The sequence below is a fragment of the Mesorhizobium cantuariense genome (assembly GCF_042647205.1).
Classification (GTDB): Bacteria; Pseudomonadota; Alphaproteobacteria; order Rhizobiales; family Rhizobiaceae; genus Mesorhizobium; species Mesorhizobium cantuariense.
The window spans coordinates 4,097,524-4,117,050 of sequence record NZ_JBHRVD010000001.1 but is presented as its reverse complement, the minus strand read 5'-3'; the positions used below and the strand labels follow the sequence as shown (position 1 = coordinate 4,117,050).

Below are 19,527 nucleotides of genomic sequence, written 5' to 3'. Positions count from 1 at the left end.
GAATGAGCGCAACTGCGAGGCAGGGAAGAGACCGCCGCCGGCAGCTTCCCCTTATATTGTGGCAGCGGCATCAAGATTGTCGAAAATGACCAAAATGTGATTGAGGCGGTTCTTCCGTCAAGGCTTTCGTGCCGAAACCAGGAGATAGGCCTTGGTGATCGCGCCGAAATAGCCCGTTGTGGTCTGTCTTGTGGACCGTCACCCAACCGTGACTGGACCATGCAAATCTCGACCCTATCTTGCGCCGCAACGAGACTTTCCGAAGCCGAGGAGCACATCCATGACGAAGCCCGACGCCAACACCAAGCCTGCCATTACCCAGGCGATGATCGATGCCTATGACGAATACACGCATCTGACGCTCGATCGCCGCCGGTTCATGGAGCAGTTGACCCGGCTTGCCGGATCGGGTGCGGCGGCCGCCGCGATCGCGCCACTGCTGGCGGCGAATTCAGCGCAGGCGGCAATCGTCGCCGACAACGATCCGCGGGTGAAGGGCGAGGACATCAGCTATCCCGGCAGCGGTGGCGAGATGAAGGGCTATCTCGTCAAGCCGGCGGACCAGGCGGGCAAACTCGGCACGGTCATCGTCGTGCATGAGAACAGAGGCCTCAACCCGCATATCCGCGATGTGGCGCGGCGCGTGGCGCTGGAAGGGTTCGTGGCGCTGGCGCCGGATTTCCTGTCGCCGCTCGGCGGAACGCCTGACGATGAAGACAAGGCGCGCGACATGTTTGCCAAGCTCGATCCGGCGCAGACCATCGCCAACGGTGTCGCGGCCGTCGCTTTCCTCAAGAGCGAAAAGGACGGCAACGGCAAGGTTGGCGCCATCGGCTTCTGCTGGGGTGGCGGCACGGTCAACATGCTGGCCGTCAACGACCCCGATCTCAGTGCCGGCGTCGCCTATTACGGCATGCAGCCGAAGGCCGCCGATGTGTCTGACATCAAGGCGGCCTTGCTGCTGCACTATGGCGGCCTGGACGAGCGCATCAATGCCGGCATCGACGCCTTCAAGAAGGAACTCGACGCGGCGCATGTCGAATACACGGTCTATGTCTATGAAGGCGCCAACCACGCCTTCAACAACGATACGTCGGCGGCGCGCTACGACAAGAAGGCGGCGGATCTGGCGTGGGGGCGCACGATCGCTTTCCTCAAACAGAGATTGGCATAGGGCGTCCGCTTAATCCGCGTTGGCCGGCTTGTGGAAGGCAACGCCGGCGACCACCATCGCGACGCCGAGGCAATCGGCAAAACTTGGAATCTGGTGCAGCACGACGACGCCGATCAGCGTCGCGGTGACCGGCAGTAGCGACAGCATCAGCGCGAAGCTCGCGCGCGGCAGCCGCGACATGGCGAGCTGGTCGCAGATGTAGGGAATGACCGACGAACAGATACCGACGCCGATGGCGGCGAGCAGCAGCGGCGGCGAGAAAAAGGCGGGCAGCGCATCGGTGACGCCGATCGGCAGCACGACCACGAAAGCGATCGCCATGGCGGCGCCAAGGCTTGCGATGCCGCCGCCGGCACCTGAAGCGGCGATGCGGTGGCCGAGTACGATGTAGCCGACAAACAGCGCGCCATTGAGGAAGGCCCAGAACAGCCCGATGGGATCGCTCGACCACTTGACGTCGATGAGCAGCAAGGTGCCGGTGACGGCGACGGCAAGGGCGGCGAGATTGCGCGGGCTCCTGAGGCCGATCACCGCGACGCCGATGGTGCCGACGAATTCGATCGCTGCCACCAGCGAGATCGGCAGGCGGTCGAGCGCCAGGTAGAACGAACAGTTCATCACCGCCAGGCAGCCACCGAAGGCCAGCAACAGCAGCCGCGTCGAGCGATCGGCGCGGGCGAAGGTTCGCCACGGACGGGTCAGTGGCGCGAAGATCAGCGCGGCGGTGGCGATGCGCAGCCATGTCATGCCAAGCACGCCGACATGCGGGAAAAGCAGCACGGCGAATGCCGGCCCGAGATAGTGGAAGACGGCGCTGACGCCGAACCAGACATGCGGCGGCAGTTTTTCCGTCAGCCTGCCGAGGGTGGGGTTGCCGAGGGCAGGGCCCGACGCGAGGGCTTGCGTTTGATCATCCATCGGATCAGTATCGCAGGCAGATTTGCCTGTTTATATGGGTGACGATTGACTCTTCCAGTCATCTTTCGCCTGGAAGCAAGGAATTTTCCATGAAACGCCTTCGAACTGAAAGCGCCGACCTCGACGCCGCGGATATGAAGATCCTGCGCCTGCTGGAGAAGGACGCGCGCACCAGCACGGCGGAGCTTGCACGCTCGGTCGGCCTGTCGGCGCCGAGCGTGGCCGAGCGCATCAAGCGGCTGCAGGAAAGCGGCGTCATCGAGGCCTATTCGGTCAGGATCAATCCCGCGGCACTTGGCCTGCCGCTGTCGGCATGGCTGCGCATCCGTCCGGTACCGGGGCAACTGGCTGTCGTGGCCGAAATCATCCGCGAACTGCCGGAGATCGCGCAATGCGACCGGGTGACCGGTGAGGATTGTTTCATCGCGCTGGCGCATGTCGGCTCGGTGGCCGAACTGGAGCGGGTGATCGACCGCATCATTCCTTACGCGATGACCAATACGGCGATCATCCAGTCGTCGCCGGTGGTGGCGCGCTCGCCGCTGGGGGCGGTGAAGCGCCCGACTTGAGGGCGAAGGGATTATCGGTTCGAAGGTTTTAAGCGTGGCCTCGCTTCATGCGCGCCTGCTTCAGGATGGCGCGCCAGCGGATCATGTCGAACGGGATCGGCTCGTTGCTGTTGGCGATGTGGAAAATCTCGTTGTTGACGTTCTTGAGGGAACGCCAGAAATCATAGTCGGTGATGCGCGGATCGGCGGCCAGCCTGTCCACCTCGACCTTGATGTCGGTTTTCATGCACGTTCCTCGAACCGGCTTCGCCCCGCCGCCCGTGTCGCTACCTCGATGCGGATCGTTTTCGACCGACCTGCTGAGTCGCGCAACGGCTCAATTGGCTTGTTCCCGTTAAAACCTCGGTAAGGTTAACGCGGGCGCCGAGCCGCTTCAAGCGCTGCTGCCGGCCGATTCCAGGGTTTTGCGATTTTAGATTGCCGGTGTGGCTTTGAAGCCGGGAACGAGAGTGTCGGCTTTGCCCTATTTGCGTTTGATCCCGATCGAACGGCCGGCACGCTCCGGCATCGGCAGTGCGGAATGGGCGGCGCGCATGGCTTCGACCCTGGCAAGCACATCGGCGGGGAAGGGCGCGACCTTCGGCCCGGACATGTCGACATGCAGCGAAAGCGATTCGGAGGTGGCGGCGAGCCAGCCGTCGACATGGCGGATTTCCTGGTAGACCCGCAGCCGCTTGTCGTCGTGGTCGATGAGCTGGAACGAGACCGTGACCTTGTGATCCAGATGCAGCTCCTGCACGTAGCAGACATGGACCTCGGCCGTGTAGATGGTGAGGCGGCGATCCCTGGCATAGTTCGGTCCCATGCCCATTGTCTCAAAGGCGTCGTCCGAGCAGCGGTCGAACAGCACGTTGTAGTAGGCCATGTTGAGATGGCCGTTGTAGTCGATCCAGTCCTTCTCGATGTCCATGGATCTGGAGACGAAGGGGGCGAGGATGGGCATCGAAACTTCCTTATGCTGGCGCTGGACAGACCGTGGCGGGTAAGACTACGCATCCATAATCGCGTAACAAGCGTGGACGCTGGTCCATTCGCGGAGGAATTCATGGCTCTGAGCGACCTCAACCCGGTCGAACGCAACGAAGAGGGCATCGCTGCGGTGCTCGGCATCCTCAAGCAACAGCTTGGCGAGCGTTTTCAAACCGGCCAGGCCATCCGCTCGCAGCATGCGCACACCACCACCTACATTCCGACGCAGGCACCGGATGGCGTCGCTTTTCCGGAGACGACCGCCGAGGTGCAGGAGATCGTGCGTGCCTGCGCCGCGCATCGTGTGCCGGTGATCGCCTTTGGCGTCGGCTCCTCGCTGGAGGGCCACACCAACGCACCGGGCGGCGGCATATCGGTCGACACCTCGCGCATGAACCGCATCCTGGCGGTCAATCCGCAGGATCTCGACTGCACGGTCGAACCCGGCGTGACGCGGGAGGATCTGAACCGGCATCTACGCGACACCGGCCTGTTCTTTCCGATCGATCCCGGCGCCAATGCCTCGCTCGGCGGCATGGCGGCGACGCGAGCCTCCGGCACCAATGCGGTGCGCTACGGCACGATGCGCGAGAATGTGCTGTCGCTGACAGCCGTCATGGCCGACGGCGAGACGGTGACGACCGGCAAGCGCGCGAAAAAGAGCTCGGCCGGTTATGATTTGACGCGGCTGCTGGTCGGCTCGGAAGGCACGCTCGGCATCATCACCGCGCTGACCTTGAGGCTGCAAGGTATCCCGCAAGCGATCTCCGGCGGCGTCTGCCCGTTTCCGAGCGTCGAGGCGGCCTGCAACGCGGTCATCGCGACGATCCAGATGGGCATCCCGGTGGCGCGCATCGAACTGGTCAACGCGCTGCAGATGCGGGCGATGAAGAACTATTCCAAGCTCGACTATCCCGAGAGCCCGTGCCTGTTCGTCGAATTCCATGGCAGCGATGCCGGCGTTGCCGAGCAGGCCGAGACCTTCGGCATGATCGCGGAGGAAAATGGCGGCGGGCCGTTCCTGTGGACCAGCGTTGCCGAGGAGCGGACGAAACTGTGGAAGGCCAGGCACGACGCCTACTGGTCATCGCTGACGCTGCGGCCGGGCGCCAAGGGGCTGTCGACCGATGTCTGCGTGCCGATCTCGCGCTTTGCCGAATGCGTCCTGGAAACCGAAGCCGATATCGCCGAGATGGGCTTGATCGCGCCGATCGTCGGCCACGCCGGCGACGGCAATTTTCACGTGCTGGTGCTGATGGATGTGAACGATCCCAAGGAGATAGCGCTGTCGGAAAAATTCGTCGCGCGGCTCAACATGCGGGCGATCGCCATGGACGGCACCTGCACCGGCGAGCACGGCATCGGCCAGGGCAAGATAGGCTTCCTGCGCCACGAGCTCGGCCACGGCGTCGACATCATGCGCACCATCAAGCAGGCGCTCGATCCGCTTGATATCATGAACCCGGGCAAGATCTTGCCGGGAAACTAGGCGGGTCTTCCAACGCCAGGTTCGCAGCCCGGCTAGTCTTGACCATGCCACCATTCGGGCCGAGACTTCGCCGAGCAGCGAGGCCTGAAACAGACAGGCGTGCCAGCGGAGGAGGAATGCCATGGCAATTTCACGCAAGGAAGAGGCGCGCGCGCTGAGTGCCGACGAACACGATCTGGTGGAGAAGTCTCACCACCCGGCGGTACAGGAGCTTTCCGACGCCGATCTTACCGGCCTGGTCAAGCTGTTGCGGGAGCGGCGCGACAAGGCACAGACCGAAGCGCATCGCCGTCGCCGTGAAATACGCGGCAAGGGCGCACCGAAAGGGGCTGTCGCCTCAAAGACCGATGGCGGCTCGCAGCAGAAGCTTGCGGTGCTGGCCATGGCCATGCGGCGGCTGAATGGCGAGGCCGAGCGGCGCCGGCAGCTGGCGGCCAGCGTTTCGCTGATCGAAAACGCGCGCAAGGCATTTGTCATGAAGCAAGAGGCCGCCCCGGAAGGCCCTGCTTTCAATTCGCGCACCGCGCGCAAGGGGATGCGGTCGGTGGCAAACCAGAGGGCGCAGGACCTCGTCCGACCGATGGAGCTTGGCCGGCAGCGCAAGGCGGCCAAGGTGGCGCAGGCAAAGCGCGACGCACGCTGAGCGGTGATCGCGGTCTGAAACCGCTGAGGACGTCTGCCTACCGTGCGGCCGCGGGCTTCTCTTGTACGCCTTGAACAAGGGTTTGCAGCATGGGGCGGGTTGGCGCGAAGAAAGTCGTGCCGGTGTGCGGCGTCGAGAAATCGAGCAGCCGGTCATAGGCGCCCGGCGGCTCACCGATGTACATTCGCTGCAGCATCTTCTCGATCACCCAGAGATACCTGGAATAGCCGATAAAGTAGGTGCCGAATTCCTGTCGCCCCGGCCGGCCGAAGGGCATGTTGTCGCGCAATATGTCGTATTCTTGGCCATCGGCATCCTCGATGGTGGCCAGCGATTTGTGCGACTTGCGCGGTGCGTCGTCATCGTCGATTTCAATGTTGTCGATCTTGGTGCGGCCGATGATTTCCTCCTGCAGGGGTGTCGGAGTTCGCGCCCACGCGGCAAGGTCGTGCAGATATTTCTGGACGACGACATAGCTGCCGCCGGCGAAATCGGCATCTTCATCGCCGACGAGTGCCGAGGCCGGCAGATCGAGGCCGGTCGGGTTGGCTGTGCCATCGACAAAGCCGAGCAGGTCGCGCGCATCGAAATAGCGAAAGCCAGAGACTTCGTCGACGACGGTAACGCCTTCACCAAGGCTGTCGAGCAGAATACGCTCGAACTCGAAGCACATGTCGGGCCGTTCGGAGCGGATGTGGAAAAGAAGGTCGCCCGGCGTTGACGGGGCCGAATGAACGGCTCCCTTGATCGGCGCAAACGGTTTCAGTTCCAGCGGTCGCCGGTCTGGAGAGAGACGATCCCAGAGATCGCGGCCGATGCCGGCTATGCACGACAGTCGCCCGGAAAGGTCGCGGAATCCTACGGTCTTGACCAGATCGTCGAGTCCGCCCAGCACCGAGGCGACCTTGGCTAGCACGCTCTCATCGCTGGCGACGGTGACAACGAGAAAGACCGCCGACAACGACAGTGGAGCGTCGATACTTTGCGCATCGATCGGCACGCGATCCCAGTTCTTCCCAGACATCCGAATTCTCCGCTTCGCCGGATTTGTTTCAGATCATCAGGGATCGCGCAACACTGGGTGATTTGCCTCTTTATCGACACGCGGATGCGGGTAGAGTGCGGCAGAATTTCAATCAACCCGTTCGGAGCTGATGCTCGCACGCCTGTTCGTGATCTTTGGTGGCCTTTTTGTGCTGGTGCTGTGTGCGGCGCTGGTGGTGCCGTATTTTGTCGACTGGACCGGCTACCGCGCCGAGTTCGAGCGCGAGGCAAGCGCCATTCTCGGCCGCAAGGTGACCGTGCAGGGCGACGCCACGGCAAGGCTGTTACCGTTCCCCTCGGTGACCTTCTCGAATGTCGCCGTCGCCGGTGGCCCCAATGGCCAGCCGGCCATGACCATTGAGACGTTTTCGATGGACGCCGAGCTGGCGCCCTTCCTGCGTGGCGAGGTGCTGATCTTCGACATGCGGCTGGTGCGGCCGAAAGCGACCATCGATATTGCCAATGACGGCACCGTCGACTGGGCGATGCGGCCGTCCTCGCCCTTCGACCTCAACCAGATCTCGATCGAGAAGCTGACGGTGACGGAAGGGCAGATCGAACTGCGCCATGCCGCCGGCGGGCGCAGCCATTTGTTTTCCGAGATCAATTCGACCATTTCGGCCAAATCGCTGGCCGGCCCGTGGCGCATGGATGGCACGCTGCGGCTGGACGGTCTTCGCACGAGGGTCGCGGCGTCCACAGGCAAGGCCGAAGGAACCGGGCAGATGCGGCTGCGGCTGAAGGCCGATCCGGACGCCTATCCGCTGGTCATCGAGACCGACGGCAATGCCGGTATCGTCAATGGGGCCGCCGTCTATTCCGGCCAGTTCAAGATCTCAAGTTCCGACAAGAATGGCGCCGACAAGAACAGCGCCGAACTGCGCGGCACCGATGGCGAGACGGTGAAAGTCAGCGCCGGCAAGCCCGATCCGGGCTTTCGGCTGAACGGCAAGTTTTCCCTCGACCACCAGAAGTTGGGCGTCGACGAATTCCGCTTCGAGACCGGGCCGCTCGACAACCCCTACACCGCCGACGGCAAGGCCTCGGTCGATCTCGGACTGAAGCCGAATTTCGCGGTTGAGGCCAATGGCGCACAGGTGCAGTTCGACGAGGCGGTGGGCGCCGAGGCCGGCGCCGGCCTGACACTGGATCAACGCATCGCGGCGTTCGAGCAAGCGCTGCTCGACCTGCCGAAGCCGACCATTCCCGGCACTGTCGAGGTCAAGCTGCCGGCGGTGGTGGTCGGCGACACCACGGTGCGCGACGTGCATCTTTCCGCCGAGCCGGTCGATGGCGGCTGGTCGGTGAAATCGCTTGCCGCCACCTTGCCCGGCCGCACCACGCTGGAAGCCGATGGCATGCTCGTGCTCAACGTGGAGGGCCATTTCGGCTTCAACGGCTCGCTGCTGCTGGCCGTGGCCCAACCCTCCGGCTTTGCCGCCTGGCTGTCGAAGGATGTCGACGAGGCGATCCGCCGTCTGCCCGCCGCCGGCTTCAAGGCCAAGGTCGACCTCAGTGAAAAGCGCCAGGCCTTCAGCGATCTCGAACTGATCCTGGGCAAGGCGAAGTTTTCCGGCCGCATCGATTCCAGCCAGCCCGACGATGCCAAGCCGTCGGTACTGATGCGGCTCGAAGGCGGCGACCTCGATGTCGACGGGCTGGCGGCCTTTGCCTCGATCTTCGTCAGCGACAAGGGTGCCAACCGCTTTGCCGACCGCGACCTCGATTTCCAGATCAAGGCCGGACCGGTCAACGCCGGTGGCCTGACCGCCGATACGGTCGATACTGCGCTGAGGCTGCGCGACGGGCTGCTCGAAATCGACCGGCTGTCGGTGGGCGGGCTGGCCGGCGCCTCGATCAGCGCCACCGGCAGGATCAAGGATTTCCCGGCGAGCCCGACCGGCAAGCTCGATGCATCGGTGGTTGCCGTCGACCTGAAGCCGCTGATCGACGTCGCTGCCCAGCATTATCCCGACAGTGCCGTGCTCAAAGGACTGGCAAGCCGTGCCGCCGCCTATCCCGAGCTGTTCCAGGACGCGCGCGTCGACCTGGTGGCGAGTGCGGCCGACAATGGCGACGGCACCACGGGCCTGGCAGTCAGCGGGCAAGGCAAGGCCGGCGGCTCGGCCTTTTCCGCGTCGCTGTCGGGGAAGGGGGCGGTGGACAAGCTTCTCGAAGCGCCGGTGGCACTGACTTTCAACGCCAAGAACCCTGATGCCACCGCGCTGCTGGCCCTCTACGGCCTGCCGGCGCTGCCGCTCGGCATGCTGGGCGAGGCAAGCACGGACATTCAGGCCAAGGGCACGCTTGGTGGCGGTCTGGCGACGAGTTTCAGCCTTGCCGGCGACGACTTCAAGGCCGGTTTCGAGGGGACGATCGCCGATACGCCGCAAGGCCTCGCCGCCAAGGGCAAGCTCAGCCTCGATGCCGCCGACATCGAGCCATGGCTAATGACGACAGGCATCGGCCTGCCGGGCATGGGGGCGGGCATGTCGACGTCGTTCTCGGCGCAGGGCGACTATGGCAACGGTCTGCTGGTGCTGGACGAACTCAACGGCGCCATCAACGAAGCGGCGGTGTCCGGCGACGTCAATGTCAACGTCAAGGACGGCGTGCCACATCTGGCCGGCGCGCTGATGCTCGACGAACTCGACCTCGATCCGATGGCGGTGGCGCTGTTCGGCGATTCCGCCTTTCTTGCCGACAAGGAAGAAACCAACAAGGGTGGCGCGTGGCCGGCCACACCGTTCAGCCAGAAATCCAACCTGCCGTTCACCGCCGACCTCGACCTGACGACGGCAGCGCTCGCCGCCGGTCGGTTCGCCACCGCGTATGATGCCGCCTTTTCGCTCAAGCTCGACCAGGAAGGCATCCGCGTTTCGGATCTGAAGGCGAAATTGCTGGGCGGGGCGCTGACCGGCCTGTTCGAGCTGAAGAACAATGACGGCACCGGACTTTTCACCGGCCAGATGAAACTCGCCGGCGCCGATCTGGCGGACGTGCTGCCGGATGCCGGCATCAGCGGTATCAGCGATTTCTCGACGGCGCTGTCAAGCAGCGGCAAATCGGTCGAAGGGATGGTGGCCGCCTTGTCCGGCTCCGGTACGGCGGCGCTGAAGAACTTGCAGGTCGCCGGCGTCAATCCCGATGCCTTCAGTGCGTTCCTCGCCAAGGCGGATGCGATCGGGCGCGACATCGATGCGGCCAAGACCGCCGGCTTCGCGCCTGACATCGCCGCCAATGGCAGTCTTGCCGCTGAGGATACCGACATCGCCTTCACGGTTGCCGGCGGCATGCTCAGGGCGCCGCCGATCAACCTGGAGAATCCAGCGGCGACCTTGTCTGCCGACATCACGGCGGACCTCAACACAGCCATGGTTTCCGCCATGGGGGCGATCACCTATCGGCCGGGCGACGAGGCACTGGTCGGCTCCGAGCCGGTCGTGAATTTCACCGCCGAGGGGCCGTTCGGCGCGGTGAAACGAGAATTCGACAGCCAGCCGCTGGCGCAGTTCCTGACCCAGCGCGCGCTGGAGAAGGAGCAGCAGCGCGTCGAGGCGATGCAGGCCGCACTGCTCGAGAAGCAGCGGCTGCGGCGCGAGGTGCGCTATTACGCGGCGCTGCAGACCGAACGGGACAACGCCGCCGAGGAATTGCGCAAGCAGGAGGAAGCAGCACGGCTGAAAGCCGAGGCCGACGCCAAGGCAAAGGCCGAAGCGGACGCGCAGGCGAAAGCCGAAGCCGACGCCAAAGCTCAGGCCGACGCGGAGGCGAAAGCCAAGGCCGAGGCGGATGCCAAAGCCAAGGCGGATGCGGACGCCAAGGCCGCCGAACAGCAGGCCGCCGACGAGGCGGCCAAGGCACAAGCCGAGCAGGCGCGGCAGAAGGCGGAAGAGGCGATGCGTATCGCTTCGCAGGAAAAGGCAAAGCTCGAGGCTGAACGCAAGGCCGCGCAGCAGGCTCCGAAGGTGGAGCGTGCGCCGCTGCCGGAAGCCAACGACAATCCGCCGCCGGCCAAGCCGAAGTCCAATCCGTTCACGATCGACAATCTGCTGAAGTCGCTGCAGTAGGCAGTAGGGAGTAGGCAGTAGGCAGTAGGGAGTAGGGAGTAGGGAGTAGGGAGTAGGGAGTAGGGAGTAGGGAGTAGGGAGTAGGGAGTAGGGAGTAGGGAGTAGGGAGTAGGGAGTAGGGGAGGCCTTTCCGGCCCGAAATCGTTTCAAAGCACGAACGGTTCGGCACCGTCGGTGGTGTAGCGGGCGTGGCGAAAATCGCGGATGGCGGCAAGCCTGCCGTCCTGCCAGGCCAGCAGGATGAAATAGGTGGGGCGCCCTGTTGGGTCATTGGGATCGCGGACGAGGATTGCCGGCCTGTTTCCGACGAAGCCGAGCATAAGATGCCAATCCTGCACTCGGGAATAGTTGTGGAAGTAGGTGCCGACCTCCTTGCGACCATTCAGCCGCGTCCTGGCCACCAGTTCCAGCCGCACCTCATCGGCCAGCATGTCGCGCACCGCGTCGAAGTCGCGGGCGTTGAAGCGATCGATGTAAGCATCGAGCAGCAGACGCGCTGCGCCGCTCAGTTTCGGAACAGGGCGGTCGTCCGGTTCGTCCGCAAGATGGCGCAGCCGATGGCGACCACGATGCAGCGCCGCCTTGATGGCGGGAATGCTGGTGTCGAGCGTGGCGCTGATTTCCTGCAGCGAATAGCCCAGAACGTCCATCATGATGACGCTGCTTCGCTGCGCGACGGGAAGGCGCATGAAGGTGTGCAGGCCGGCGGCCGCGGCCTGACGGTCGGCGGTTGGGTTGGCCGGGTCGACGATCATATCCGGATCCTCATCGGCAAAGGCGTTTTCACGGGTTCGCCGGCGCAGGAAATCGAGCGCTGCATTGTGGGCAATGCGAAACAGCCAGCCTTCCGGATTGGCGATCGGTCCGGCGTTGGGCAGAGCCTCGAACGCCTTGGTCAGCGCTTCCTGCAGCACGTCCTCACCGTCGATGACCGAGCCCGTCATGCGGGCGCAGTAGCGATGCAGTTTGGGGCGCATTTCGCCGAACAGGCGGTCAAAAGGCTCGCGGATCTCGCCAGGAATGTTCATGCGCCTCTGTTCGCCGTTACTGGTCCAGCATCCGGTAGTGGCCCACCACGGTCATTTCTTCGCGCTGCGGACGCTCGATCAAGCGATCCCTGATGCCACTCTGAAAGGCCTCGAATGCCGCCAGCCCGGTAATGATGTCGGCATGGGCTTCGGTTTCCGTCTCGACCAGATGGACAAAGGTCCCGTCGTCGGACCGCCATGTCATGTAGCGAACGCCGTCCGGCGATTTTTCCCGCAGCTCCTGGAACACGGCCTTGACCAGCCGTTCATTCTCATCGGCCCGTTCCGGTTTCGTCTTGTAGCGTATCAGATGGCGTTTCATCGCAGTTGTTCCTCTTGGTTGCACCTGCGCCTTTGAGGTCGCTCACCTTCGAGACGTTATCGTGAGGCGAAAGGATTCGGGCACTGGGAAATAATTGGTGTCGCTCGCAAAGAGACCGGAGTGTTCACTTGCGATCAAGCAGGCGCCGCAGCATCGGTTCGATGCGTGACAGCTCGTCGAGATGCACCGCCGACAGCTCGGCCAGGCAATCGTCGGCGCGCTCGGTCAGCTGCAGCAGCACGCGACGATGGTCGTCCTTGTCCTGATCCCTTGTGACGAGCCCCGCCTCGCCAAGACGATTGACCAGCTCGACGGCGCTGTGGTGGCGGATGCGCAGGCGTTCCGCGAGGTCGCCAACCGTTACCGGTCCGCCGCCGGGAAATCCCTTGATCGCCAGCAGCGCCTGATGCTGGCGCGGGGTCAGGCCGGCGTCTTCCGCCTGGATCTGGCTGAATTCGAGGAAGCGGCGGATCAGGTAGCGAAACTCGGACAGCCGTTGGTAGTCGGCTTGGCTGATGGCGGGGCGTGGTTTTTGTGGCTGCGACATACCGGACATTTGTTCGTTTTCCGCGAAAGCTCAAACGGTTTTCGGGCGAAACCGGCTTGAATATTTATATCGTGTTACGATACATAACCACCGACAAACCCGGCTGGCCTCATCGACCGTGCCGCATATCCACATTCGGCCCGCCGCCAGGAAGCAAAGCCCGCCATGAAGACCCCTCACTCGAACCCGGAGCATCTGCGTGATTTCACCACGGACGCCAGGATGCTGCTCGTCGCGGCCATCGCGGTAGTGGTGGCAACAGCCGGGCTGTTTGCGGGCATCGCGCTTTTGAAACTGATCCGGCTTGCCACCAACATCGCCTATTTTGGCCAGTTCACGCTCGCCGATCTGAAACTCCAGGACACGCCGCATGGGCTTGCCGCCGTCATCGTGCCGGTGATCGGTGCGCTGATCATCGGCCTGATGGCGCGCTTCGGCAGCGAGAAGATCCGCGGCCACGGCATTCCAGAGGCCATCGAGGCGATCCTGCTGGGACGCTCAAAACTTGACGCCAAGGTGGCGATCCTGAAGCCGCTGTCGTCGGCGATCTCGATCGGCTCCGGCGGACCGTTCGGCGCCGAGGGCCCGATCATCATGACAGGCGGCGCCATCGGCTCGCTGATCGCGCAGATGCTGCCGGTCAGCGACAACGAACGCAAGACGCTGCTGGTGGCGGGTGCGGCAGCGGGCATGACCACGGTCTTCGGAACACCGATCGCCGCCATCATGCTGGCGGTCGAACTGCTGCTTTTCGAATGGACTCCGCGCAGCTTCATTCCCGTGGCGGTCGCGGCGATCATCGCCGAAGTGGAGCGCACCATGCTGCATCTGCCGGGGCCGATCTTTCCGTTTCAGGGCGGCATGGAGGTGTCCTTTGTCGGCCTTGCCGGCTGGGTGGCGATCGGCGTTTGCGCGGGACTGTTGTCGGGGCTTTTGACGCAGATGGTCTATGCCTGCGAGGACGGTTTTCAGAAGCTGCCGATTCACTGGATGTGGTGGCCGATGCTTGGCGGCCTCGTGGTCGGCATAGGCGGGCTGATCGAACCGCAGGCGCTCGGCGTCGGCTATGACAACATCGCCAACATGCTGGACGGCCGCACGGTCGCGACGGCGGCACTCCTCCTGCTGGTGGTGAAGGCCATCATCTGGTCGGTTGCGCTCGGTTCGGGGACATCCGGAGGCGTGCTGGCGCCGCTGCTGATCATGGGCGGAGCGATGGGGGCGGTGCTTGCCGGCGTTCTGCCCGCTGCGGATCCAGGTTTCTGGGCGTTGCTGGCCATGGCCGCCACCATGGGCGGCACGATGCGGGCGCCACTGACCGCGACCTTCTTCGCCGTCGAACTGACCGGCAACACGCATATGCTGGTGCCTCTGATTACAGCCTGCGCCGCGGCGCACGCCGTCACCGTGCTTCTGATGAAGCGGTCGATTCTGACCGAGAAGATCGCCAGAAGGGGACACCATCTGGTTCGCGAATACCGCGTCGATCCCTTTGCCTTGACCCGGGTGCGCGAGGTGATGACGTCCGAGGTCGAAAGCGTGCCGGCGACGATGACCTTGCATGGCGCCGCAGCGTTCCTGACCGCGCCGGAAACGCGGCATCCGAGTTTCCCCGTGGTGGATGAGAACGGCCATGTGCTCGGCCTCATCGACCCACCGGCGATCCTGCGCTGGCGCCGTGCCGGTACCCACCGCACCACGACGCTTGGCGAGTTGCTGGCCGGCAGCAAGGTGACGCTCGCCTATCCGGATGAGTATCTCGAAGGCCTTTCCGACAAACTGCTGATGGCCAATGTCTCCCATCTGCCCGTCGTCACCCGTGAAGGCCTGCTGCTGGTCGGCTATGTCGGCTGGAAGGATTTGATGCGCGTGCGGTCCAGGAAACAGGCCGAGGAGCGCGAGCGTTCGACCTTGCTTGGCTTCGGCACCAGACGCAGGAAAAAGGAAGACGTGGTCGGAAGCCTTTAGAGACTCGTTCCGCGCTTCGCCGACTCCAGGACATAGAGCCTCAATGCCGAGGACAGGTTGGTGTCGCGCGGCCGCGTCTCGTCGACTTCGGCGACAAGAGCGGCGAGCGTCAATTGCCGAGCAGCCGCGATCGCGACGAGGTCGTCATAGAACGGCTTTTCGAGCGAGTAGCTGGTGCGGTGACCGCGAATGGTCACCGAGCGCTTTTCAACCGCGCTCACTGGTCGTCTTCGGTGCCGGATGGCTCGCGGCGGTGTCCAGCGACGAAGTTCTCAGCCTTGTCGGCGACTGTGCGGTCGCGTTGCTTCTCTGCCTTGGAGCGGCCGTACAACGCCCGGTTCTGTTCGGCGACACGCACTTTCTCGTCCCGTGCCTTCTGCTTGCGGGCATGGCGAAGGTTGACGATGTCGGCCATGGCGTGAACCGCAAGCCTATTTCTTGCGGAAGGCGTCGAGCGAGACCACTTCGGCGCCCTTGGTGGCGGCGTCCGCCGCTGCGGGCTTCTTCTCCGCCTCGGCGGCTGCCTTCTTCTCGGCTTTCGGCTTTTTCTCGGAGACGATGGTCAGCGGCTCGGGCGTGGCTTGAGCGGCTGGTTCCTCGGCTGCACCGTCCGTCTTGACGTCGAATTCGAGTTCGAAATTGACCGACGGATCATAGAAGCCGCGCACGGCCGAGAACGGGATTTCGAGTTTCTCCGGCACATCGGAAAAGGACAGGCCGACCTCGAAGCCGGTGTCGGTCACCTTCAGGTCCCAATACTGGAACTGGATGACGATGGTCATCTGCTCGGGATAGCGCTCGCGCAGACGCGACGACACGCGCACGCCAGGCGCGCCGGTCAGGAAGGTGATGAAGAAGTGGTGGTTGCCGGGGAGGCCGGTGCGCGCGACCTCGGCCAGGACCTTGCGCATGACGCCGCGCAACGCCTCCTGGGCCAGAATGTCGTAGCGGATGTGGTCGTCGGCCATGTGGCGGTCGGGTTCCGTTGAATCGTCCGCATAGCTGTAATCAAGCTTGAGGGCGGCGTAAACCTGATATAGACCGTCGCCGCACCGAGACGAGGACTATTGCCGACGATTTGATCGCTCAGGCGCTGGCGAGCGCGCTTTGCTTTTCCGCTGAGGCTACGGACCGGCGCTTGCCGAAGGCGCGCAGGAAGGTGCGCACGCCATTGGTCGCGGATTGCAGCACCTCGTCCTCGCGCGGGGAACCGCCAAGCATGAAGGTGGTCTGCAGTTCGGCATTGACGAGGCCAAGGAACTGGCGTGCCGCCACGTCGGGGTCCTCGATCGCGAGGTAACCGCCATAGGCGAGGCGGGCAAAGCGGGCGGCGATTGCCGGCCATGTCCTGCCCGGTCCCTGTTCGCGCCATTCGGCAAACAGTTCGGGATAGCGCTCGCCTTCGGTCTGGATCAGCTTGCGCAGGAATTTTCCATCGCGGTTGCAGATGCAATTCTGGTTCAGGCGGACGGCAAAGCCGATCAGATCGGCTTCGAGGTCATTGGGCTGATCGGGGAAGGTGGCAATGGTGGCGAAGATACCGGCATTGCAGCGTTCGGTGAGGTCGCGAACCACAGCAACGAACAATTTCTCCTTGTCGCCATGATGATTGTAGATGGTCTGGCGCGAGACGCCGGCTTCGACGGCGATCAGATCGATGTTGGCGCCGGCGAAACCCTCGCGGCAAAACACGGCAGCTGCGGATTCGACGATCGACAGGCGCTTGGCCTCATGGCCGCGTGGCGGGAAAATGTCAGGAGAAACGTGCAGCTTCATAAAAAACTATATAGAGGTGATTGACGATTTAGACAAGAGTGTCTAAATTTGTGGACACAAGATAAAGAGATTTCGCTCGACGAGACGAATAGAATTCGCTCTTGGATGTCGGAATCTCATGGGATGGAACGTCCTAGGTTAGACGTCGCCTGGCGGCGGCAACCAGATTTGAAAGAAGCCTTTATCATGAGTCCCAAATTCCTCCGCATCGCGGTCGTGCTCGGCTTGTTGTCCGCCATCGGCCCGTTCGCCATCGACATGTATCTGCCCGCACTGCCGTCGATCGGCGCGGATCTGCATGCGAGCACCGCTGCCGTGCAGATGAGCCTGTTGATCTTCTTCCTGTCGATGGGTTTTGGCCAGATCGTCGTCGGGCCGATCTCCGACATGGTCGGCCGCAAGCTGCCGCTCTATGGCGGCCTTGCGCTGTTCATGGTCGGCGGCATCGGTTCGGCAATGGCGCCGACCATCGAATGGCTGATTGCTTTCCGTTTCCTGCAAGGGCTTGGCGCCAGCGCCGGCATGGCCGTTCCGCGCGCCATCGTGCGCGACCTGCACACCGGCAATGAGGCCGCCAAGCTGATGTCCTTGCTGATGCTGGTGTTCTCGGTGTCGCCGATCCTGGCGCCGCTGACCGGCAGCGTGATCATCGAGAGTTTCGGCTGGCGCGCCGTGTTCTGGACGGTGACGGGCGCGGCTCTGCTGGCCACAATCCTTTTGGCGACCTCGCTCAAGGAGACGCGGCCGGTGGAAGACCGCGCCGGTTCCTCCTTCGGCACCGCGCTGTCGGCCTACCGCTTCCTGATGGGTGACCGCAATTTCCTCGGCCTGACGGCGATCGCCGGCTTCGGTATTGCGAGCTTCTTCGTCTATCTGTCGAGCTCGTCGTTCATCCTGATCGACCATTACGGCCTGTCGCCTTCGGTCTACAGCGTGTTCTTCTCGATCAATGCGGTCGCCTTCATCGGCATGTCGCAGATGACGGGACTGCTGGCCGAGCGGTTCGGGCTGCGGCGCGTGGTGCGCGTCGCGGTGACCGGCTATGCGACGACGATGGTGGTGCTGTTCGCGGTGATGGCCACTGGCATCGACCGGCTCGACGTGATGGCGGCACTGCTGTTCGTGGGCTACGGCTTCCTCGGCCTGGTCATTCCGACCACCTCGGTGCTGGCCATGGAAGAGCATGGCGAGATCGCCGGCACGGCTTCGGCGCTGATGGGCACGCTGCATTTCGCCATCGGCGCGCTCGCCATGGGTGTTGCCGGCGTGTTCTTCGACGGAACGCCGCTGCCGATGGTGGCAGGCATCACGCTGTGTGCGGTGATCTCGTTCACGCTGGCCAAGGTCACGCTTGGCCGCTCGCGCGAAGCTGCCGAGGCACCGGCGGAATAACAGACTTTCGATGAGAACAAAAAAGGCCGGGTTCGCCCGGCTTTTTCATGCCAATCCTGCCTCGGCCAGCACGAACCGCAGCCGCTCCTCGACCGGCGACAAAGGCAGCGAGACGAGTTCATAGCCGAGTTCCATGTAGACGCCGACCAGTGCAGGATAGGTGCGCTCGGCCTCATCAGGCGTCTGCTTTCTCTCCTCATCTTGGGCGAAGATCTCCGGCCAGGGCGGGGCGACGAAGATGCGCGGATTGTAGCGAAAATGATCCGCCGCGACCCTGACGTGCTCCGGCACCGGCAGGCCGCTCAGCCTAGCCAAGCGTGTCCGGGACGCCGCGGTCAAAAAAGACAGGGCGCCCGGTCTGTTCGCGCGCATGCTGATACGAGCGCATCTCCCATGACAGCATCAGTTCGGCGAACAGCGCGCGATCGTGCCAGGGCAAAGCGGGTCCGCCTATATCGGACTGGTCGCGGATGATGCCGCGCCCGGCTTCGACGGAGGTGGCAAAGCCTGCCCGGCGCAGGGCTTCGATCAGGGTGGTCTTGCCGGAACCCGGACCGCCGGTCAGCACGAAGAATCGATCGGAATCGTTTTGCATGTTTTGTCCATGGAGAGGGCGCGCGCGGCGGTACGCCTTCGCGGCTCATAGCCGTTGGAAGGACCGGCCAGCGGGAGCTGCCGTCGTGCGTAAGCACATGTCGAGGAGGGGAGAAGTGGAGGTTTCTGTTGCCAGGTACCTCCGAACCCCGCCTAGAAGTGCGAACCTCTAGGGCTTGATTTGAAGCTATCGCACCGCTTACGCGGCGAGACGTGCTTCCGCATAGTTGTCATTTGCAACTACAGGTTTAGCCCGATGACGGTGGTACCATGCCGGGCAAAAGTACGATCTTTACACCTTCGTCGATCCTATTTCGCCCCCAGCAAAAACTGCTCTCTCATCAACAGCAGCTTTTGGTGGAGGCGCCGGGTACCGCCCCCGGGTCCGAACGGCTTATTTCATCGCCCATTTATCGCCATAGTCGGTCAAGCCGACAAATCGAATATAGGGGGCCATCGCAGGAAATGAAAGGCCGCAAATGGCACTTTGTCCCCGTGTCAAAACCGCATCTCCGAAGGGTTGACTTGGGCGCGGTCTCAACCGAAGCTTTGCCACGGTGAGGAGTTATCGACCTAGCGCACAAGTTGCAGCAGCGCGCCACAGCCCTCATCGATCGGATCCGTGGCGCCGACGAGGGGAATTTTGATGGCCGACTATCTTGCAGACGTGAAGAAATACGACACTGGCGCCAGTGCGGATGCGGTCGAAAAGATCGTAAAGCATTTGGGCATCGCGCTCAGGAACCGTGATTCCTCGCTGGTATCGTGCACCGACCCAAAGGAACTCGGTCGTGTCAGGGACAACTGGGTCGCCAAGAAACTCGGCATCAGCGACGCAGCGAAGGCCGATGCGGCGATCGAGAAGACTTGCAAGGCAATGGCTGCTGACAACACCAAGAGCCGGGTGACTTTTTACTACCTCGTCGCGAAGGATCTGGGCAAGCTCGCCTCTCTCTGACGATCGCGCGTCAATTTGCGAAGGCTGGCGCGGCCCATGCGCCAGCCGATGATGTTGTTGGGGACT

General features: G+C 63.3%; 19 protein-coding genes, 1 other RNA gene and 1 pseudogene. 8 read left to right on the top strand and 13 right to left on the bottom strand.

The window, feature by feature from the left end; genetic code table 11:
- Positions 1–280 precede the first annotated feature (280 nt).
- The gene (locus ACFOJ9_RS19985) at positions 281–1,174 is read left to right on the top strand and encodes a dienelactone hydrolase family protein (RefSeq protein WP_378980573.1); all 894 of its coding nucleotides are present in this window, start codon (positions 281–283) and stop codon (positions 1,172–1,174) included.
- A 9-nt stretch (positions 1,175–1,183) separates the two neighbouring features.
- Here the strand turns inward: ACFOJ9_RS19985 and ACFOJ9_RS19980 are convergent, their stop codons facing one another.
- Positions 1,184–2,092: an EamA family transporter gene (locus tag ACFOJ9_RS19980; protein ID WP_378980572.1), complete on the bottom strand. Its 909-nt coding sequence runs from the start codon at positions 2,090–2,092 to the stop codon at positions 1,184–1,186.
- Between the two features lie 89 nt (positions 2,093–2,181).
- On the opposite strand from ACFOJ9_RS19980, the gene ACFOJ9_RS19975 reads away from it, so the two are divergent.
- The gene (locus tag ACFOJ9_RS19975; protein WP_378980571.1) at positions 2,182–2,661 is read left to right on the top strand and encodes an Lrp/AsnC family transcriptional regulator; all 480 of its coding nucleotides are present in this window, start codon (positions 2,182–2,184) and stop codon (positions 2,659–2,661) included.
- Between the two features lie 28 nt (positions 2,662–2,689).
- On the opposite strand, the gene ACFOJ9_RS19970 is transcribed toward ACFOJ9_RS19975, so the two are convergent.
- Positions 2,690–2,887 carry a hypothetical protein gene (locus ACFOJ9_RS19970; RefSeq protein ID WP_056582983.1) on the bottom strand — a complete coding sequence of 66 codons (198 nt, stop codon included), beginning with the start codon at positions 2,885–2,887 and terminating at the stop codon, positions 2,690–2,692.
- A 237-nt stretch (positions 2,888–3,124) separates the two neighbouring features.
- The gene (locus ACFOJ9_RS19965) at positions 3,125–3,604 is read right to left on the bottom strand and encodes a thioesterase family protein (RefSeq protein WP_378980570.1); all 480 of its coding nucleotides are present in this window, start codon (positions 3,602–3,604) and stop codon (positions 3,125–3,127) included.
- 102 nt (positions 3,605–3,706) lie between these two features.
- On the opposite strand from ACFOJ9_RS19965, the gene ACFOJ9_RS19960 reads away from it, so the two are divergent.
- Together ACFOJ9_RS19960 and ACFOJ9_RS19955 are read left to right on the top strand one after the other, a co-directional pair.
- Positions 3,707–5,119: an FAD-binding oxidoreductase gene (locus tag ACFOJ9_RS19960; RefSeq protein ID WP_378980569.1), complete on the top strand. Its 1,413-nt coding sequence runs from the start codon at positions 3,707–3,709 to the stop codon at positions 5,117–5,119.
- 121 nt (positions 5,120–5,240) lie between these two features.
- On the top strand, positions 5,241–5,762 hold the full coding sequence (locus ACFOJ9_RS19955; protein ID WP_378980568.1) for a hypothetical protein: 522 nt from the start codon (positions 5,241–5,243) through the stop codon (positions 5,760–5,762).
- A gap of 37 nt (positions 5,763–5,799) precedes the next feature.
- Here ACFOJ9_RS19955 and ACFOJ9_RS19950 read toward each other — a convergent pair whose 3' ends face one another.
- Entirely contained in the window at positions 5,800–6,786 is a 987-nt protein-coding gene (locus tag ACFOJ9_RS19950; RefSeq protein WP_378980567.1) for a Dyp-type peroxidase, read from the bottom strand.
- 130 nt (positions 6,787–6,916) lie between these two features.
- On the opposite strand from ACFOJ9_RS19950, the gene ACFOJ9_RS19945 reads away from it, so the two are divergent.
- Positions 6,917–10,876 carry an AsmA family protein gene (locus ACFOJ9_RS19945; protein ID WP_378980566.1) on the top strand — a complete coding sequence of 1,320 codons (3,960 nt, stop codon included), beginning with the start codon at positions 6,917–6,919 and terminating at the stop codon, positions 10,874–10,876.
- 146 nt (positions 10,877–11,022) lie between these two features.
- Here the strand turns inward: ACFOJ9_RS19945 and ACFOJ9_RS19940 are convergent, their stop codons facing one another.
- The 3 genes from ACFOJ9_RS19940 to ACFOJ9_RS19930 form a co-directional block, all read right to left on the bottom strand.
- Positions 11,023–11,904, bottom strand: coding sequence for a sigma-70 family RNA polymerase sigma factor (locus tag ACFOJ9_RS19940; RefSeq protein ID WP_378980565.1), 882 nt, complete (start codon positions 11,902–11,904; stop codon positions 11,023–11,025).
- A gap of 16 nt (positions 11,905–11,920) precedes the next feature.
- Positions 11,921–12,226, bottom strand: coding sequence for a hypothetical protein (locus ACFOJ9_RS19935; protein ID WP_378980564.1), 306 nt, complete (start codon positions 12,224–12,226; stop codon positions 11,921–11,923).
- A 124-nt stretch (positions 12,227–12,350) separates the two neighbouring features.
- Entirely contained in the window at positions 12,351–12,782 is a 432-nt protein-coding gene (locus tag ACFOJ9_RS19930; protein WP_378980563.1) for a MarR family winged helix-turn-helix transcriptional regulator, read from the bottom strand.
- Positions 12,783–12,938: 156 nt separating this feature from the next.
- Here ACFOJ9_RS19930 and ACFOJ9_RS19925 point away from each other — a divergent pair, with 156 nt between their 5' ends.
- The gene (locus ACFOJ9_RS19925) at positions 12,939–14,741 is read left to right on the top strand and encodes a chloride channel protein (RefSeq protein WP_378980562.1); all 1,803 of its coding nucleotides are present in this window, start codon (positions 12,939–12,941) and stop codon (positions 14,739–14,741) included.
- Here ACFOJ9_RS19925 and ACFOJ9_RS19920 read toward each other — a convergent pair.
- From ACFOJ9_RS19920 to ACFOJ9_RS19905, 4 genes are all read right to left on the bottom strand, one after another.
- The gene (locus ACFOJ9_RS19920; RefSeq protein WP_378980561.1) at positions 14,738–14,962 is read right to left on the bottom strand and encodes a ribbon-helix-helix domain-containing protein; all 225 of its coding nucleotides are present in this window, start codon (positions 14,960–14,962) and stop codon (positions 14,738–14,740) included. The two genes, ACFOJ9_RS19925 and ACFOJ9_RS19920, sit on opposite strands and share 4 nt — an antisense overlap.
- Positions 14,959–15,156, bottom strand: coding sequence for a DUF4169 family protein (locus ACFOJ9_RS19915; protein ID WP_378980560.1), 198 nt, complete (start codon positions 15,154–15,156; stop codon positions 14,959–14,961). Before ACFOJ9_RS19915 ends, ACFOJ9_RS19920 begins: the two co-directional genes overlap by 4 nt.
- 16 nt (positions 15,157–15,172) lie before the next feature.
- Positions 15,173–15,709: an SspB family protein gene (locus tag ACFOJ9_RS19910; RefSeq protein ID WP_056583103.1), complete on the bottom strand. Its 537-nt coding sequence runs from the start codon at positions 15,707–15,709 to the stop codon at positions 15,173–15,175.
- Between the two features lie 118 nt (positions 15,710–15,827).
- Positions 15,828–16,517, bottom strand: a complete 690-nt coding sequence (locus ACFOJ9_RS19905) for a TetR/AcrR family transcriptional regulator (RefSeq protein ID WP_378980559.1) — start codon at positions 16,515–16,517, stop codon at positions 15,828–15,830.
- A gap of 186 nt (positions 16,518–16,703) precedes the next feature.
- On the opposite strand from ACFOJ9_RS19905, the gene ACFOJ9_RS19900 reads away from it, so the two are divergent.
- Positions 16,704–17,909, top strand: coding sequence for a multidrug effflux MFS transporter (locus ACFOJ9_RS19900; protein ID WP_292353063.1), 1,206 nt, complete (start codon positions 16,704–16,706; stop codon positions 17,907–17,909).
- 45 nt (positions 17,910–17,954) lie between these two features.
- On the opposite strand, the pseudogene ACFOJ9_RS19895 reads toward ACFOJ9_RS19900, so the two are convergent.
- A pseudogene (locus tag ACFOJ9_RS19895) lies at positions 17,955–18,504 on the bottom strand (AAA family ATPase).
- 114 nt (positions 18,505–18,618) lie between these two features.
- Positions 18,619–18,978: a transfer-messenger RNA gene (gene ssrA, locus ACFOJ9_RS19890) on the bottom strand.
- A gap of 171 nt (positions 18,979–19,149) precedes the next feature.
- On the opposite strand from ssrA, the gene ACFOJ9_RS19885 reads away from it, so the two are divergent.
- Complete coding sequence (locus ACFOJ9_RS19885; RefSeq protein ID WP_378980558.1) at positions 19,150–19,461, top strand: DUF2853 family protein; 312 nt, start codon at positions 19,150–19,152, stop codon at positions 19,459–19,461.
- The last annotated feature ends 66 nt before the right edge of the window (positions 19,462–19,527 follow it).